The 17,420-nt window shown below is 57.0% G+C and carries 14 protein-coding genes; 11 read left to right on the forward strand and 3 right to left on the reverse strand.

Annotated features, from left to right (window positions below; translation table 11 throughout):
- Positions 1-382: 382 nt before the first annotated feature.
- A complete protein-coding gene (gene gltA, locus ACONT6_RS12205; protein WP_078086040.1) occupies positions 383-1,672 on the forward strand; it encodes a citrate synthase in 1,290 nt (429 codons plus the stop codon).
- 310 nt (positions 1,673-1,982) lie between these two features.
- Here the strand turns inward: gltA and ACONT6_RS12210 are convergent, their stop codons facing one another.
- Complete coding sequence (locus ACONT6_RS12210) at positions 1,983-2,051, reverse strand: OapA N-terminal domain-containing protein (protein WP_428821512.1); 69 nt, start codon at positions 2,049-2,051, stop codon at positions 1,983-1,985.
- Here ACONT6_RS12210 and ACONT6_RS12215 point away from each other — a divergent pair.
- The 5 genes from ACONT6_RS12215 to ACONT6_RS12235 all read left to right on the forward strand — a co-directional run bounded on the left by ACONT6_RS12215 (position 2,022) and on the right by ACONT6_RS12235 (position 8,535).
- Positions 2,022-3,533, forward strand: coding sequence for a vanadium-dependent haloperoxidase (locus ACONT6_RS12215; RefSeq protein ID WP_428821513.1), 1,512 nt, complete (start codon positions 2,022-2,024; stop codon positions 3,531-3,533). The genes ACONT6_RS12210 and ACONT6_RS12215 overlap by 30 nt on opposite strands.
- Positions 3,534-3,914: 381 nt before the next feature.
- Positions 3,915-4,424, forward strand: a complete 510-nt coding sequence (locus tag ACONT6_RS12220; RefSeq protein WP_428818771.1) for a hemerythrin domain-containing protein — start codon at positions 3,915-3,917, stop codon at positions 4,422-4,424.
- 185 nt (positions 4,425-4,609) lie between these two features.
- The gene (locus tag ACONT6_RS12225) at positions 4,610-6,622 is read left to right on the forward strand and encodes an FAD-dependent oxidoreductase (RefSeq protein ID WP_428818772.1); all 2,013 of its coding nucleotides are present in this window, start codon (positions 4,610-4,612) and stop codon (positions 6,620-6,622) included.
- A complete protein-coding gene (locus tag ACONT6_RS12230; protein WP_428818773.1) occupies positions 6,623-7,966 on the forward strand; it encodes a cytochrome c3 family protein in 1,344 nt (447 codons plus the stop codon).
- Between the two features lie 101 nt (positions 7,967-8,067).
- Entirely contained in the window at positions 8,068-8,535 is a 468-nt protein-coding gene (locus tag ACONT6_RS12235; protein ID WP_428818774.1) for a Tll0287-like domain-containing protein, read from the forward strand.
- A 158-nt stretch (positions 8,536-8,693) separates the two neighbouring features.
- On the opposite strand, the gene ACONT6_RS12240 is transcribed toward ACONT6_RS12235, so the two are convergent.
- A complete protein-coding gene (locus tag ACONT6_RS12240; protein ID WP_428818775.1) occupies positions 8,694-10,013 on the reverse strand; it encodes an NCS2 family permease in 1,320 nt (439 codons plus the stop codon).
- A gap of 240 nt (positions 10,014-10,253) precedes the next feature.
- On the opposite strand from ACONT6_RS12240, the gene ACONT6_RS12245 reads away from it, so the two are divergent.
- Positions 10,254-11,351, forward strand: a complete 1,098-nt coding sequence (locus ACONT6_RS12245; protein ID WP_428818776.1) for a nucleoside hydrolase — start codon at positions 10,254-10,256, stop codon at positions 11,349-11,351.
- On the opposite strand, the gene ACONT6_RS12250 is transcribed toward ACONT6_RS12245, so the two are convergent.
- Entirely contained in the window at positions 11,352-12,005 is a 654-nt protein-coding gene (locus ACONT6_RS12250) for a TetR/AcrR family transcriptional regulator (protein WP_428818777.1), read from the reverse strand.
- 228 nt (positions 12,006-12,233) lie between these two features.
- On the opposite strand from ACONT6_RS12250, the gene xdhA reads away from it, so the two are divergent.
- Genes xdhA through uraD form a run of 4 tightly spaced genes read left to right on the forward strand, consistent with a single transcriptional unit; the run spans position 12,234 to position 17,419 of the window.
- On the forward strand, positions 12,234-13,688 hold the full coding sequence (gene xdhA, locus ACONT6_RS12255) for a xanthine dehydrogenase small subunit (RefSeq protein WP_428818778.1): 1,455 nt from the start codon (positions 12,234-12,236) through the stop codon (positions 13,686-13,688).
- A complete protein-coding gene (gene xdhB / locus ACONT6_RS12260; protein ID WP_428818779.1) occupies positions 13,681-16,020 on the forward strand; it encodes a xanthine dehydrogenase molybdopterin binding subunit in 2,340 nt (779 codons plus the stop codon). Before xdhA ends, xdhB begins: the two co-directional genes overlap by 8 nt.
- A complete protein-coding gene (gene xdhC / locus ACONT6_RS12265; protein ID WP_428818780.1) occupies positions 16,017-16,925 on the forward strand; it encodes a xanthine dehydrogenase accessory protein XdhC in 909 nt (302 codons plus the stop codon). Before xdhB ends, xdhC begins: the two co-directional genes overlap by 4 nt.
- On the forward strand, positions 16,922-17,419 hold the full coding sequence (gene uraD, locus ACONT6_RS12270) for a 2-oxo-4-hydroxy-4-carboxy-5-ureidoimidazoline decarboxylase (protein WP_428818781.1): 498 nt from the start codon (positions 16,922-16,924) through the stop codon (positions 17,417-17,419). Before xdhC ends, uraD begins: the two co-directional genes overlap by 4 nt.
- Position 17,420: the final 1 nt, after the last annotated feature.

Consider the following 17,420-nt stretch of genomic DNA (forward strand, 5'->3'; position numbering starts at 1 on the left):
CGCCAGAATTCCTTCCGGAACAGGCAAAATCCCTGCCACCCACGCCCAACGCGATAGATCCTGCGGTCATAGAACCCGCCGGCCACATCGATTTGGTTTGACAATTTGGAGCGCGGCACTTAAGTTTGGCCGCGCTCAAAAGCCCGCTAGCCCCCAATCCGCGTCGGATGCAGCCAAAGAAGGCCCTCCGAGCCCGCAGAATCCGGCACTTTCCGGGTTTTGTACGTGCAAAGAATGCACCTGAGACAACCCTTCCCATAAAAAGGTGATCACAGGTGAGCGCGGAACGCGCCCCTATTCGGGCCGTCTGATTACTGAAGTGATTCAGTGATTTGTGTGGAAATAAAAAAGCTGGCAAACGAATAGTTTTTAGGAGTCCACAATGTCCGACAAGAAAGCTCAACTCACGGTCGACGGTATCGACGCCCCTTACGACCTGCCGGTTTACTCTGGCACCGCCGGCCCCGACGTTGTCGACGTCAGCAGCCTGGCGAGCAAAGGCCTGTTTACCTACGACCCGGGCTTCATGTCCACTGCCTCCTGCGAATCCCAGATCACCTATATCGATGGCGCCAAGGGCGTACTGCTGCACCGCGGCTACCCCATCGAGCAGCTGGCGCAGAAATCCGACTATCTGGAAACCTGCTACCTGCTGATGAACGGCGAGCTGCCATCTGTTGAGCAGAAGAAGGAATACGTCAACAGCATCATGAACCACACCATGGTGCATGAATCCCTGGTCAACTTCTTCAAGGGCTTCCGCTACGACGCCCACCCGATGGCCATGATGTGCGGCGTAGTAGGCGCCCTCGCCTCCTTCTACCACGACTCCCTCGACATCACCGATCCCGAACACCGCAAGATCTCCGCTGACCGCCTGATTGCCAAGATGCCGACCCTGGCCGCCATGTGCTACAAGCACAGCAAGGGCCAGCCGTTCATGTATCCGGACAACAGCCTCAGCTACTCCGAGAACTTCCTGCACATGATGTTCGGCAACCCCTGTGAGCCGAGCAAGATCGACCCGGTTGTGGCCAAGGCCATGGACGTGATCTTCCTGCTGCACGCCGACCACGAGCAGAACGCCTCTACCTCTACCGTGCGTCTGGCCGGCTCCTCCGGCGCCAACCCCTTCGCCTGTATCTCCTCCGGTATCGCGACCCTGTGGGGCCCGGCACACGGCGGCGCCAACGAAGCGGTTCTGAACATGCTGCAGGAGATCGGCGACGAGAGCCGTATCGACGAGTATGTTGCCAAGGCCAAAGACAAGAACGATCCGTTCCGTCTGATGGGCTTCGGCCACCGCGTATACAAGAACTTCGACCCGCGCTCCCGCGTAATGCAGGGCATCTGCGACGAAGTTCTGGGTGCCATGGGTGCCGAGAACGATCCGCTGCTGCGTATCGCCAAGAAGCTGGAAAAGATCGCCCTGGAAGACGAGTACTTCGTCGAGAAGAAACTCTACCCGAACGTCGACTTCTACTCCGGTATCATCATGAAGGCGATCGGTATTCCTACCGACATGTTCACCGTGATCTTCGCTACCGGCCGTACCGCTGGCTGGATTGCACACTGGAACGAGATGATCTCCAACCCGTACAAGATCGGCCGTCCGCGTCAGCTGTACACCGGCTACACCGCTCGCGACTACGTGGCTGCAGAAGACCGTTAATCCCGGTCTTCCCCCACACGAAAAAACCCGGCACATGCCGGGTTTTTTTATGCCGGTAAAAAGTCACTTGCCGATAATTATCCCTGCATAGCGTTCCTTCTATTAATTACCAAAATCGCCACCGGCTTACTTGCCCCTCTAAGATTGTATTCGCTTTAGTCTCCGCAAATTTGTCGCACCAATTTCTGGCTCGCCACGCTTGGTGAATAAACACCGCCAAAAAATTGGCGTTGATAAAAACTCCAGTTTTTCCGGACTTTCACAAAAACACGATATAAATCGCAAGCCCTGCTGGAAATATCAGCAGGCGCTATGAACACACGATGATAAAAAGGAAAATCCGATGAAAATAGGGAAGTTGATTAACCGCTTTACGTATATTTGCGGGCTGGCCATAGCGCTAACCTGTACGCAGGTACAAGCTCAGGAGCAACCACCTCTGGATCTGGACAATGGCAACGCAGCTATTGAAGCAGTCATCCCCGCGGTCGCACCGGCTATATTCCAGTACGTCTCCCCAACCGGTGGTGATGCCACACTCGTATTGCGTATCACCACCATGGTGACCAATGCCTGGTTTGACGCGAGCGCCCCCTACCATCCGACGGCGGTTGGTGTTTACTCCCGCCTCGGACGCCGCCCGGCTTCCGAAGCGGAAACCAACCGCAATATCAATATTGCCCTGCTTTACGCGAGCTACCATGTAATGAACAGCCTGCTGCCAGAGCAAAATGGGTTATGGCGCAGCATGCTGGAAAATGCAGGCCAGGATCCGGACGATACCAGCCTGGACCTCACTACTGCCGTGGGTATCGGCAACGCCGCCGGCATGGCAGTGGTAGAGGGACGACTGCGCGATGGTATGAACCAGCTGGGCAACGAAACCCGCGTTGGACCACAGCGTGACAACAACCCCATGCCGTACATGGATTACACAGGTTACCAGCCAATCAACACCGCCTATACCCTGTTCAATCCTTCACGTTGGCAACCGGACCTGCAACGCCAAGGTATGGGGCTATACAAGATTCAGCAGTTCGTCACTCCGCAGTACGCCCTGACCGAGCCCTACTCCTACAAGTCTCCGCGTAAATTCCGCGCGTTACCTCCCCTCGCCAGTTACCACTGGAATTTCGCTGCGTATAAACAGCAGGCTGACGAAGTACTGGCCGCATCTGCCAATCTCACCGAACAGCAGAAGCTGATGGCGGAACTCTTCGATAACAAGATTGAGGCACTGGGTTTTTCCGCAGTGTTCGCGGCGCTTTCACAGGGACTCAGTCTGCTTGAGTTTATCCAGCTGGATTTTCTCACCAATATGGCAGCGCACGACGCAGGCATTTTCGTGTGGCAGGAAAAGCGCCGCTACGATGCGGTGCGCCCGTTCAGTGCCATCCAGTATATTTACGGAAGCCAACCGGTGACGGCCTGGGGCGGCCCTGGTAAGGGCACGCAGACTATCGCCGCACATGAATGGAAATCGTATCTGGAGGAAGCAGATCACCCGGAGTACCCCTCCGCATCGACCTGTTTCTGTTCCGCGCACGCACAATCGGCACGTCAGTACCTGGGATCGGATCTTCTGAACTGGAGCATTCCACGCTCGGCCGGCTCTTCCCGCGTTGAACCAGGGCTGACGCCCGCGAGTGATACCAGCCTGGATTTCCCCACCTGGACATCATTGGAAGAAAACTGTGGGCAGAGCCGCGTGTGGGCAGGCGTGCATTTTCAGGCTGCAGTCGATGAGGGACGCCGTATCTGTGGAGTATTCGGAGATAAGGCGCACGGTTACCTGCAAAAGCTAATTGACGGAACCGCATCGGTGCGCAAGCCAGCGAGAAAAATTCAGAGCAGACATTAAATCAAATAGAAACGCATTTTTCGCGCTGCGCCAATTAGGAACGCCCGTACCGAAACCGGTGCGGGCCTCATCGCAGGCAGAATAAAAACCCGAAACAACAAGTACTAAAGTACCAATAAATACTACTTTTTTCGTCTCAGTCAGATAAAACCCAAAACAAAATTTATATTCATTTTTCCCAGATAAATTCCTTCTGTTTTTCACTGGCGCTATTCTCCCCCGATTAAAACTGTGACAAAATTCTCAAGCTGGCCATGCAGCTGGAATATAAAACCAAAAAAACAGTTTCAATCACGCCCGGGCGCGGCAAAATTCCTACTCCTCTTTATCTGCGATAAAGCTAAAAGAATACCCAGATAAGTCCGATAAAAGGCTCAGACTATGTTCCGCATTTTCTCCGGGAAGTCCCGCAACAATTCATCCTCAGGGGACCATGATCTTAATGGCTCCCGGCAGGGGCGTTCGATCAGCTTCGACCCGAACCTGATCCACGATCTTAAAGGTGATCACAAAGAACTGATCCAGATCTATCAACGCATATGGTCAGAGGGCTATGAACGGCAGGATTTCCGGAAAATTTCTGAGCTATTGAAAGCCTTCAAATCGACGTTCCAGGCCCACCTGATAAAAGAAAACGTGAGCTTTTACGTGTACTTGGAACAATCTCTCGGCGATGACCAACATACGCTGCAGATCGTCAAAGATTTCCGTTCCGATATGAATGATATTGCCAATGCCGTAGTGCAGTTCTGCAAGCGCTACTCCCGTGAAGTTTTTACCGGGAAGATGCTGATGGACTTCAAGCAGGAGTATGAAAAAATCGGCGAGGCGCTGACCAGAAGGGTTTCCCTGGAAGAACGGGAGCTATATACGCTGTACCGTTACTCGTAACAGGAGTTCCGTCGGCAGACCGACAGTCAAAAACAGTTTGATCCACAGCTGCAATTTTCAAAGGGTCCATTGCAGAAAATACGAATATATCTCTTTAGAAAGACAACAATAACAAAAGCAGGGTTGATGATGACTCGAGGGAATACCCGTAATACGGGTACAGGGAAGTACTTCGGGGGGAACTTGTGACTGAAGTTTCCATGGAAAAGCAGTTTTCAAAAGCGCAGTCCGAAACCAACCAGAAAACTGCGGGCTACCCCATCTATGTAGTCGTCGGTGCCGGTCCGGTGGGCGTTCGATGCGCAGAGCGCTTGCTGGAAAATAGTGAAGACGCACAGGTTGTACTGATCGGTGCGGAGGACGAAGCCCCGTATAACAGGGTCAGGCTGTCCCAGTACCTATCTCAGGAACTCTCCCTGCAAGAACTGGAAAACCCGGTCCGGAAACAATCCGCCGGCCGCCTTGCCGAGTTTCACAATCGCCGAATTACCCGTATTGATCGACAAGAGCGTATCGTCTTCGATGAGGAAGGCGCACCCCAACCCTATACCAAACTGATCCTCGCTACCGGATCCCGACCGCGAGTGCCCGATATTCCCGGCGCACACCTGGAAAATATCATTCCCTTCCGCGATCTGCGCGATGCCAAGGTTCTCACCCGTCTGCGCGATAAGAGTCAAACCATTCTGGTAGCAGGTGCGGGCGCACTGGGATTGGAAGCCGCTGCGGCACTTAAGACACAAAAAAACCGGGTTGTACTTCTCGCCCGAGCGGGCTTACTCGGTGGAAAACTGAGTACCACATCAGAAGATTATCTCAAGGCTGCCCTCAGCGTACTCCAGGTGGAGCTGATAGCCGGTGCCGAAATCGAAGTGTTCAACGGCAGCAAGACTGTGAGCAATGTCCAGCTCTCCAGCGGGGAAAACCTGCACGTAGATACCGTTGTCCTGTGTACCGGCATCACCCCGGAAACCACATTGGGTGAGGAATCTGGTCTCGACACCGCACGCGGCATCCAGGTTTCTTCCTTTATGGAAACCAGCGATCCGGATATTTACGCAATCGGTGAATGTGCCGAATTTGCAGAACAGGTGTACCAATTGGTGCGCCCCGGCTTCGAGCAGGCCGACATCTGCGCGCGACATATCTGCGCCCAAAAAGATAAAGACATTCCGACGCCCTATTCCGGCAGTCGCACCGATATCGAACTCAAGATTTCGCATATCCCCTGTGCACTGCTTGGCAAGACAGAGCCCGGTGGCAATACGAGTGTGTATCGTTATGAAAACCGCTTCAGAGGCCAGTGCCGGGAAATCTACCTGCGCGAGGGAAAGCTGGTAGGTGCCAGCTTGATCGGCGCCTGGAGTGAACGCGCCCGGATTAGCACAGCCGTCAACGATGGCGAATCGATTTCAGCGGATGCGCTGTGTCGGTTTGAACAGGACGGATACCTGTGGACAAAGCAGGAAAAGCAGGGAATAAAACAGCAACCGGACAGCTACCTGGTCTGTCAGTGCAATGGTGTCAGCAAGGGAGAGCTTTGCGCAGCCATCGCCAATGGAAAACGCTCGCTGCATGATCTGGAGATGGAGACTCAGGCTGGATCGGTATGCGGCAGCTGTCGACCGTTCATGGCAGAGCTGCTCGACACCCCCGTTCCCAACCTCGTCATGCGACACGCGACGAGTATCTTATTGATATCCCTGCTCTCCCTGTTGTTGATTGCAATCGCGGTTTTTCTGCCCGCGCCCGATGTCAGCAACAGTGTGCAGGTCAACTGGTACCTGAAAAACCTCTGGTACGACAATTTCTGGAAGCAGGTGAGCGGCTACACACTGCTCGGGCTGTGTCTGCTGACCGCCAGCCTAAGCCTGCGCAAGCGCCTGAAAAAGCGCAATCTCGGCCACCTGGATCACTGGCGCTACTTTCACAGTATCGTCGGCTGCGTCGCGCTACTGGTGCTCATTGTCCATACTGGCTTCCGACTTGGCGACAACCTTAACCTCGCACTGATGCTGGTATTCCTCGCGGCTACATGCACCGGCTCCCTGGTGGGGGTATTTATGGCCCGCAATCACCACTGGACCGACCTGAAATTGCGCGAGCACCGCAAGTGGTGGTCCCGGGTTCACTACGCGCTGCTGTGGGCACTGCCGGTATTAATCTTTTTCCATATCCTCGCCGTGTATTACTTTTAAATGAATAACTATAAATTCAAGTTCTGGCACTACGGCCTGGTACTGACCGTTTGTGTTGCCGCGCTGATCACGTACAACCTGGAAGCCTCGGATAAATCTTATTTTCTCAGCGGTGAGGCCACCCACGGCCACCACCAGGTGGAACTCGCCTGTTACACCTGCCACGGTGACGGCTTCGCGGGCCAGGAAGTGATCCAGCAGGCGTGTACTGGCTGTCACAGTGAAGAACTGGCGCTGGCAAACGATAGCCACCCGCGCAAGAAATTTCTCGACCCGAGAAATGCCAACCTGTTGAACCAGCTCGACGCGCGCCAGTGTGTGTCCTGCCACACAGAGCACAAACCGGAAATCACCCACGAAATGGGGGTTACCCTGGCCGGGGATTTCTGTGTGCACTGCCACAGTGATATCGCGGAAAACCGCCCCAATCACGCCGACTTTGGCTTCGATACCTGCGCCAGTGCCGGTTGTCACAACTACCACGACAACCGCTATCTGTACGAGGGATTCCTGACCGCACACATAGGTACTCCCGACTTGCTTGAAGGCGGACAGCTTCCCCTGCGAACCCTGGTGGCCGGCTGGAAAGAGGCACACCCTCATAGCGAACCCCACCAGGTAGCGTCGCCGGATATGGCACTGCCATCGGATACCGGTGACGCGACCGCAGACATCGTTGGCAACTGGCTGTCCAGTACCCATGCGCAGACCGAAACCAACTGCAGCAACTGCCACCGTGATGGTCAGTGGCAATTCAGTAGCGCGGAGATAGTTGACACCTGCGGCGACTGTCACAGCCAACAGCGGGATGAATTTACCGGGGGTAAACACGGTATGCGCCTGTCACAGGATGTGCCCGAGGCATTTCGAAGGGAGTCCGGTGCAATGACGCCGTTGGAAGCCGTAATCCCGATGAAAAGTACTGCAAAGGGTGAGCTCAGCTGCATCAGCTGTCACGGTGCGCACGAGACTGACACGCGCTACGCCGCCGTAGACGCCTGCCTCAGTTGTCACAACGATGAACACAGCCTGGCCTACCGCGCATCTGCACACTTCAACCGTTGGCAGTCGGATGCTTCAAGTGGTGTCAGCTGCGCCAACTGCCATATGCCGCGAGAGGTGCGCGGCGATCAGGTTGCGGTCAACCACAACCAGAATCACAACCTGCGCCCCAATGAAAAAATGCTGCCGGTATGCCTCAGCTGCCACGGAATCGAGTTCTCCGTTGCTGCGCTGGCAGACAAGCAGTTACTTAAGAACAACTTCAATGGTCCGGTAAAAAACCAACACGAGACGTTCCAGCTGATTCGTGAACGGATCGCCAAGATTCAATCCAGCAAGTAATCCCATCAGGAGGGGAAACCATGCGAACTAGAGCGTTCATCTTGGCTGCAGTGGCAGCGCTTTCAGGTTGTGGGGAAAAATCAGGAATCGAACCCCAGAGAATGGCCGATGCGATTTTCGCAGTCATCGAGGCAGACCGCGCAAGCTATACCACCAATGTGGTCAACCGACTGCAGAATGAAGAAAAAGTCATCAAGGCGGATGAGCACTGGCAAGACAATCAGGCACTGCCGCTGCCCGCGCAAATGATGCGCATGGGGGCCGAACGTGTGGCGGAACAGGAATCCGGTTTCAATTATGCGTTACTGTCCCAGTGGGCCATCAACAAACAGAACAAGCCGCGCACAGAGTTAGAGCGCCAGGGCCTGGAGTTTATTGTCGAGAATCCCGGACAGAACTTCTACGGAACCGAGAAGCTCGGCGACACTGAATATTTCACCGCGGTTTATCCAGACGTGGCCGTGTCTCCCGCCTGCGTCAGTTGTCACAATGAGCATGTGGACAGCCCGCGCAAGGACTTCGAGCTGGGACAGACCATGGGTGGTGTGGTGATCCGTTTCCCCCTATGAGTTGTGGATAAGTTTTCATGCGCGGTTTCCGCCAATAAAAAAACCCGGCTTTTGCGCCGGGTTTTTTTATTGGCGGATTTACCGGCGCGAGGCCGGGAAAGCCTGGAAAGCCTGAAAAGCGCTCCTGACCACCCGCCTTTGCGTCAGGCCAGTCGCTACTATAGAAAAGCGAACTTCAGCACAAAGATACTAGCTACCAGATAAACCACCGGCGGACACGTCTTAAACTGGCCATTGAGCAGCTTGATACCTGCGTAGGAAATAAACCCGAGACCAATACCATCGGCAATGGAGTATCCCAGCGGCATCGCCAGTGCGGTAATCACCGCTGGCGCGCTCTCACTGTGATCACTCCAGTCCACATCCGCCAGGCTGCGCGCCATCAGGCAGGCCACAAACAACAGCGCCGCGGCAGTGGCATAGGCCGGTACACTCTGCGCCAGCGGCGCAAACAGCAGGCACAGCAAAAACGCCAGCCCGCAGACGATTGCCGTAACCCCCGTGCGGCCACCAGCCTCAACCCCGGCAGCACTCTCGATATAGCTGGTCGTCGATGAAGTCCCCAGTAACGCACCACCCAGGGTGGCCCCGGAGTCGGCCAGCAACGCCTTGCCAAGACGGGGCAGCGAGCCGTCCGGGCGCACCAGACCAGCGCGATTGGCCACCCCCACCATAGTACCCGCGGTATCAAACACATCCACCAGCAGCATGGTGAGGATTACCGTGACCATCGATATATCAAATGCACCGGCAATATCCAGCTGCATCAGTACCGGTGCCGGTGAAGGGGGCATGGATACCACGCCTTTGAACTCCACCGCCCCAAGTAGCCAGCCGGCCGCACTGACCGCGATGATGCCAATAACCACCGCTCCGGCGACACCGCGCTGGGAAAGCGCTGCGATCAACACAAAGCCAACCAGACACATGAGCGGCTCGAACGCCGTGAGATCGCCAAGAGATACCAGCGTGGCCGGACTGTCGACCACAACTCCGGCATTGCTGAGCGCCACGATCCCCAGGAACAATCCTATCCCGGCGGAAATACCCAGTTTAAGATTGCGCGGGATGGCGTTGATCAGCCATTCGCGAAACGGCAGCAGGCTCAGCGCCACAAACAATATTCCGGACAGGAACACCGCCCCCAGCGCTGTCTGCCAGGGATGCCCCATCCCCAACACCACGGCATAGGTAAAAAACGCATTCTGCCCCATGCCCGGCGCGAGCCCCACCGGATAATTACCCAGCAGCCCCATAAGAATGGAACCAAACGCTGCCGCCAGGCAGGTCGCCACGAACACCCCACCAAAGTCCATACCGGTCTCGGAGAGCATCGCCGGATTGACCACGGTGATATAGGCCATGGCCAGGAAGGTTGTCAGCCCCGCAAGCACCTCGCGGCGCCAGAAGTTTGCCGACACCTCCCCCTTCAGCGACGTCGCCGGCCCGAAATTGAAGTACTCCACCACTCTCTGCATATCAGTTCACCGATGTTCTCGTTCCCAATTAAGTGGGCCAACCCCAAACAGGTGTAACCCAGATGCTTTTAACGACTGCAATTTTTAAACCAAGTGGTCAACTTTTTGGCGCGACACTTGCTTACCCGTAGAGAGCACAGACTGCTCCCCGGTTTGACTGTGGAGGATTCCCAATATGGAAGGCTGTCTGTTGCGGCGAAGGACACAGTAAAACACCACAACGATGGTTTGACCCCCACGATGAAAAAACGAACACCTCTCAGTATTTTCTGCATCTGCCTGCTGATCACTTTGCTGTCGAGCGCCCACGCGTCCAGTCCGCGGCCGGTGATCTTCGATACCGATATGGCTATCGATGACTGGTCTGCGCTGCTGGTGCTGGCCATGCATAAGGAACTGGAGCTGGTCGCCGTTACCAGTAACGGCGCCGGCGAAACCCGCTGCGCCCCCGCGCTGGACAATATCGGGGCGCTGCTCGACCTGACCGCCAGCGGTGACGTGAAGATCGCCTGCGGAGACGACTACCCCATGGACGGATACTTCGCATTTCCGGAGCCCTGGCGGCAGCAGGCCGACACGCTCTCCGGCATTACATTGCCCGACAGCACCCGCACCGCCACTGAAAAGCACGCAGTGGATGTCATACACACCACCCTGGCCGACAGCGATCAACAAGTCGTATTGGTAGCCACCGGGAGTCTGACCAACATCGCCCAGTGGCTCGAAAAATACCCAGCAGATACCGATAAGGTCCAGCGTCTGGTCATCATGGGCGGCGCCTTTGAGGCCCCGGGCAATATCATCGTGCCCGGGTTTACCGACAACCACCCAAATACAAAAGCGGAATGGAATATTTTTGTCGACCCAGAAGCCGCGGCCCAGGTTTTCGCCTCCGGACTGCCCATTGAAGTCGTCGGTCTGGATGTCACCAATCAGGTGAAAGTAACCGAGGCATTCGCCCGCGACTTCAAAGCGGTTGCGAAAACCCCGGCTGCGCAGTTCTGGGATGCGGTGTTGGATGACAACGACTGGTTTATCGAATCCGGGGAATACTATTTCTGGGACGTACTGGCGGCACTGGTGGCACTGGACCCGGCCTTCTGCCAAGGAGACATGGCACCGGTTACCGTCAGCCTGGAAACCGGATCTCCCTGGCAACCATCATCCCTACGCTCAATCCCCAATATCACCTACAGTGGCGCCGAGCGGCGACACCTGGATGCGGAGAAAAGTGGCATTACCCGCACTGGCGGTGACAACCCGGCGGTAAAAATCTGCCGTGAAACCGACGCCGAGCGAGCCTTTAACCTATTTACCCAGACTCTCAACCAAAGCTGATCAGCGGGGGGCTTCCAGCCCTACTCCGGCGAGGATGGAGCGGCTGAGAAAGTCTGCGATGCGGTCGATCATCGACCGCTCGTATTCAGCGCGGTTGAGAATGGTCAGCACCTGCGCCTCGAAATCCGCGTAATGCTGCGTGGAAGACCAGATCAGAAAAATCAGGTGATAGGGGTCCACCGGTGCCATTTTCCCGGCAGCGACCCAGGCTTCAATCACCTCCGCCTTTTTTCTCATCCAGGGACGCAAATCATTGCGTAAATAGTCCCGCAAGTGCGGTGCCCCCTGAATGATTTCCATCGCAAACAGCTTGGAAGACTGCGGGTGGGTATAAGAAAGCTCCACTTTGCGGCGAATAAAACGGTCGAGTACCTCGGCCGGATCATCCTCCGCGCGCAGCTCATCGAAGTGGTCGTTCCAGAGGACAACAATTTCCTCCAGCACCGCGACATAGAGATTCGACTTGGTTTTAAAGTAATAGTGCACATTGGCCTTGGGCAAACCTGCGCGGTCCGCAATGGCCTGAATACTCGCCCCGGCGAATCCCTTGAGTACGAACTCCTCTCGCGCCGCCCCGAGTATCCGCTCCAGGTTCTGGTCACGGATCTTTCCGCGACGATAGGTTCTTTTTGTTTCTGCCGAGCTGTCAGCCATTGTTATCAACCATTGCCGTAAAGTCCCTGAAAGAATCCCCGAAGTTGTCCATTGCGACAAGATTACCTAGCGCCGCCCCATTAACGCAACTTGCGTGCCAGAGGCCTCCAGATAGAAAGAATAAGGTCACCCCATTAAAACCTGTCCAGTTGGCCAGCTTTTTGCTTGAGCAGTATCTATCGGATGCAAGTCTTCCGGATTCGGTAAAAAAAGCTGCTGGAGCCTCTGTTGAAATTTGTCCTGAATCACGATCTTGTCGAGGAAACCGCACCCGCTGCGGATACCACGCTACTGCGCTATCTGCGGGAGTCCAAACGCCTGTGCGGCACCAAAGAGGGCTGCGCTTCCGGCGACTGTGGTGCCTGCACGGTATTGCTGGGAGAGCTGGACAACGGGCGTATCCACTACAGCACTGTTAACGCCTGTATTACCCCCGTCGCTGCTGCCAACCGCCGCCACCTTGTCACCATTGAGGCCCTGGCCAATGGTGGAAAACTACACCCTGCGCAACAGGAAATGCTGGACAACCACGGTTCCCAATGTGGTTTCTGCACACCGGGCTTTGTCATGTCGCTGGCGGGCCTGCACCAGCAATTGCTTGCGGGCGAATATGCGCAGGCGGACCGCGCGCAGGTGTGTGAAGCCATCTCCGGTAACCTCTGCCGCTGCACCGGCTATCGCCCCATCGTCGATGCAGGCCTGAAAATGGTGCAAGCGCCTGACGAAGCGCACCGTCTCGACGCACAGACGCAAATCGAACAACTGGCCAGTATCGCCGACACAGACGCGCCAGCGGATTACCTCCAGCCACAGAGCCGCAAAGAACTAGAACAGGGACTGGCCCTGCATCCAGATGCTCGCCTGATCGCCGGAGGCACTGACCTGTTACTGGAAGTCACCCAGCAGTGCCAGCCCATTCGCAAAATGATCGATCTGTCCGGTGTAAAGGAGCTGCACCGTATCGAAGAGCGCGACGGTGTGATTCACCTGGGCGCGGCGTTGACTTATCGCGAGCTGGAAACATTCTTTGCCGGTCGCTCCCGCAGTATCAGCGCCCTGTTTGAACGCATTGGTTCGCGCCAGATCCGCAACCGCGGCACCCTGGGCGGCAATATCGCCAATGCCTCGCCCATTGCCGACCTGCCACCACTGCTATTAGCGCTGGACGCCAGCATTACCCTGGCGGACAACCGCGGTGACGAGCGCCAACTGCCCCTGTTGGATTTCTATCGAGGCTACAAGGAAACGGCACTGGAAATCGGGGAATACCTGGCCGAGATCAGTTTCCCCGCCAGGGCTGTGAATGATTTCCACCGGGTTTATAAAGTCAGTAAGCGGCGCGAGGACGATATCTCCGCAGTAATGGCGGCCATCCGTTTGCGCACCGGGGCCCGCGAATACGGCGACGAGTTTACCGAGGTGCGCATTGCCTTCGGAGGCATGGCGGCCACCCCGGTGCGAGTCACCACTGCCGAATCAGAACTTCTCGGGTCTAACAGACAGGATGAAAGCGCGCTCCACGCTGCACTGGCCGCTGTCGCAGAATCTCTAAAGCCCATTGGCGATGTCCGCGCCAGTGCCGACTACCGGTTGCAGATCGCACAGAACCTGCTGCGCAGTGCCTGGCACGCGTTGAATAGCGAACGGTCCAGGAGCCACGCATCGGAGGCGCTCCATGCGTAAGCTGCCAAAAGCACTGGAGCGCGTGCAAACGGAAAGTGCACACAAGCCCACGTCTATCGCCCACGAGTCGGCCTACAAACACGTTACTGGTCGCGCACAGTACCTGGACGACATCCCCGAGTGGCCGGATATGCTGCACCTGGCCACCGTGGGTGCCGAGCACGCCAGCGCGATAATCGAGAGTATTGAACTCGACGCCGCGCGCCGCGCACCCGGCGTGGTGGATGTCATCACGCAGGGGGATATTCCCGGCAGCGCCGATGTATCACCCGTATTCAGCGGCGACTTGCTGCTCGCCGGCGAACGCGTCGACTATATGGGGCAACCGGTAGTGGCGGTGGCCGCCACCAGCCTGGAAGCCGCACGGCGCGCGTGCAAGCTGGTAAAAATTCGCTACCGCGCACAGCCTGCGCGACTGTCTGTGCAGGAAGCACTTGAGCGGGAGGAGTTCGTACTGCCAAGCCATACGATCAGTTCCGGCGACGCCAGTGCCGCCATTGCCAGTGCCGAACACCAGCTGCACGGCGAGCTCTACCTGCGCGGCCAGGAGCATTTCTATCTCGAAGGGCAGATCAGTATCGCCCTGCCCAACGAGGATGGCGGTGTGCGCGTCCACAGTTCGTCCCAGCACCCGGCCGAAGTACAGAAGCTGGTGGCTCAGGTGCTCGGCGTACCACTTCATCTGGTGCAGGCGGAAGTACGGCGTATGGGCGGGGCCTTCGGTGGCAAGGAATCCCAGGCCGCCGCGCTGGCGTGCATGGCCGCGGTTTTCGCGGTGCGCAACCAGCGACCGGTGAAATATCGCATGCCGCGACGCGACGACATGACACAAACCGGCAAACGCCACGACTTCTGGAACCAGTACCGCGCAGGCTTCGACAGTAGCGGGGTTATCCGCGGTGTAGAAATGGATCTGGCGGGCCTGTGCGGCCACAGCGCCGACCTGTCCGACGGGGTCGTCGACCGCGCCATGTTCCATGCAGACAACGCTTATTTTTACTCGACGGCGCGTATCAGCGGCCACCGCTGCCGCACCAATACCGTATCCAACACCGCGTTTCGCGGCTTCGGCGGCCCCCAGGGCATGCTCGCCGCCGAGGCCATGCTGGACGATATCGCCCGCGCTGTGGGTGCGGACCCACTGGATGTCCGCAAGCGCAACCTGTACAGCGCCGACAGAAATACCACGCCCTACGGCCAGGCACTGGAGGAGGAAGTGTTGCCGCAGTTGATCAAGCAACTGGAACAGACGGCCGACTACCGCGCGCGCCGCGAACAGATCCGTGCATTCAATGCATCCAGTACGCAGGTCAAAAAAGGGCTGGCGCTCACGCCGGTAAAATTCGGTATTTCCTTTACCTCCAAGCACCTGAACCAGGCCGGTGCGCTACTGCATATTTTTGCCGACGGCAGTATTCACGTCAGCCACGGTGGCACCGAAATGGGTCAGGGATTGCACACCAAGATCGCACAAATCGTCGCGCGGGGATTTGGCGTAGACCTGGAGCGAGTGCGGGTGGCCGCCACCGCCACCGACCAGGTCCCCAACGCCTCCCCCACCGCCGCGTCCGCCGGCACAGACCTGAACGGCATGGCGGCGCTGAACGCGGTGAATACCCTGAAGCGGCGCCTGCTGGAATATGCCGCGGAGACCTACGGTGCCGATATCGAGCGCATCAGTATCCGCGACGACCAGTGCTGGGTTACGGAGCGCGCGATTCCCTTTGCCGAGCTGGTGAAAGGCGCCTATATGGAGCGCGTGTCCCTGTCTGCGACCGGCTTCTACCGCACCCCGAAAATCGGCTACAACCGCACCGCCGCACGCGGCCGCCCCTTCCTCTACTTCGCCAATGGCGCAGCGGTCTCGGAAGTGGAGGTGGATCTGTACACCGGCGAGTACCGGGTAATACGGGTGGACATCCTCCAGGATGTGGGCGACTCACTGAATCCGGCGATCGATCTCGGTCAGGTGGAAGGCGGCTTTGTGCAAGGAATGGGCTGGGTCACCAGTGAAGAACTGCTGTGGAACGATCAGGGGCGGATCATTTCAGACAGCCCCGCCAACTACAAGATTCCCACTGCCGGCGATGTGCCGGAAATCTTTAACGTGGATTTTTTCCAAAGGCCGAATGAGGAAGAGACGGTATACCGCTCCAAGGCGGTGGGCGAGCCGCCTTTGATGCTGGCCATCTCCGTCTGGTGTGCACTGCGCGATGCCTGCGCCAGTCTCGCCGAGTATCGCTACAGCCCTCCTCTCGGCGTACCCGCCACGCCCGAGCAGGTGTACTTCTGCGCACGCGCAGCGAAAGATTATTCGGAGGCAACATCGTGATCAATAAAACCCCCTGGTTCGAGGCGGCCGCCGACCGTCGCCGTCGCGGCCAGCCGTGGGTACTGGCGACCGTATTGAGTACCCGGGGATCCGCACCGCGTAACAGCGGGACCAAGATGGTCATCGACGCCCGTCACAGCTTTGACACACTGGGTGGAGGGCAACTGGAATTCCAGGTAATTACCCGCGCCCGCGAGCTGATCCAAGACGGCCGCGAGCGGCAGCTGCTGGAACACTTTCCCCTGTCCTCTCGCGCCGGTCAGTGCTGTGGCGGCAGTGTCTCGGTACTGCTCGAATGCTTTGCGGGCGCAGAGCTGCAGCTGCACATTTTCGGTGCCGGCCATGTGGCCCGCGCCCTGCTGCCGGTATTGGCCCCCCTGGAGTGGCAACTGCACTGCATCGACAACCGAGCGGAACTGCTGGATGAAATAGCGCTCGAGGACAATCTAAACGGCCGTGTGCACAACCATTTCCTCACAGACCCGGTGGAGCATATATCCCGGATGAATACCGGTGCCTTTGCGCTGGTCCTGACCCAGGATCACGCCCTGGACTACCGGCTGCTTCACGCCCTGCTGGATCGCGACGACTGTGCCTATCTGGGTATGATCGGCTCACGCACCAAAGCACTGCGTTTTCGCCGTCGGCTGGCTGGCGATGGCCTTACACCGGAGCAGATAGACAGCTTTTACTCTCCCGTTGGTCTAACAGACGTACCCGGTAAAAAACCGGCAGAAGTGGCCATTTCCATCGCCGCCCAGTTGCTCGCGGAAAAACACCGGCTCGCCGCCAGTGAGGAACAGAAATCCACCGGAATCAACTGGAAAACCCTGCGCGAGAGCCTGAATACCGATCTCGCAGCAAGTGGTAAAAACACAAAAGTACATGAGAGAGAAACATCGTGACACCGCACACGCTCAAGCAATTCAACCAGCTTGCACCGGAGCAACAGCGAGACCTGTTACTGGACTGCTGTCATTGCAGTCGCTGGGCAGAGAGGCTGCTGGAACTGGGCCCGGCCAGAAGTGTTGGGCAAATCCAGAACCGTGCATTCAAAGCCTGGAGCAAACTCCACGAAACCGACTACCTGGAAGCATTTGCCGCGCATCCGCGGATAGGCGACCTGCAGCGACTGAAAGAAAAATTCGCCAGCGCAGAGCAAGGGCAGGTTGCGCACGCCGATGAAGCCACACTTGAGGAATTACAGCGTCTTAACGACACCTATTACGAAAAGTTTGGTTTTATTTTCATCATCTGCGCCAGTGGAAAATCGGCGCAGGAAATGCTTGCCGCGATAAAGTCCCGTATCGACAACAGCCGCGAACAGGAAATAGAAAACGCTGCCTGTGAACAGGCAAAAATCACCCGGCTGCGGCTGACAAAATTGCTGACGGCGTAAA

This window comes from Microbulbifer sp. MCCC 1A16149 (genome assembly GCF_050368945.1).
GTDB lineage: Bacteria > Pseudomonadota > Gammaproteobacteria > Pseudomonadales > Cellvibrionaceae > Microbulbifer.

Coding starts and splice junctions, on each gene's coding strand:
- ACONT6_RS12230 (WP_428818773.1), top strand. CDS start 6,623: ATGAATAACTATAAATTCAAGTTCTGGCACTACGGCCTGGTACTGACC.
- ACONT6_RS12220 (WP_428818771.1), top strand. CDS start 3,915: ATGTTCCGCATTTTCTCCGGGAAGTCCCGCAACAATTCATCCTCAGGG.
- xdhB (WP_428818779.1), top strand. CDS start 13,681: ATGCGTAAGCTGCCAAAAGCACTGGAGCGCGTGCAAACGGAAAGTGCA.
- gltA (WP_078086040.1), top strand. CDS start 383: ATGTCCGACAAGAAAGCTCAACTCACGGTCGACGGTATCGACGCCCCT.
- ACONT6_RS12235 (WP_428818774.1), top strand. CDS start 8,068: ATGGCCGATGCGATTTTCGCAGTCATCGAGGCAGACCGCGCAAGCTAT.
- ACONT6_RS12250 (WP_428818777.1), bottom strand. CDS start 12,005: ATGGCTGACAGCTCGGCAGAAACAAAAAGAACCTATCGTCGCGGAAAG.
- ACONT6_RS12240 (WP_428818775.1), bottom strand. CDS start 10,013: ATGCAGAGAGTGGTGGAGTACTTCAATTTCGGGCCGGCGACGTCGCTG.
- ACONT6_RS12245 (WP_428818776.1), top strand. CDS start 10,254: ATGAAAAAACGAACACCTCTCAGTATTTTCTGCATCTGCCTGCTGATC.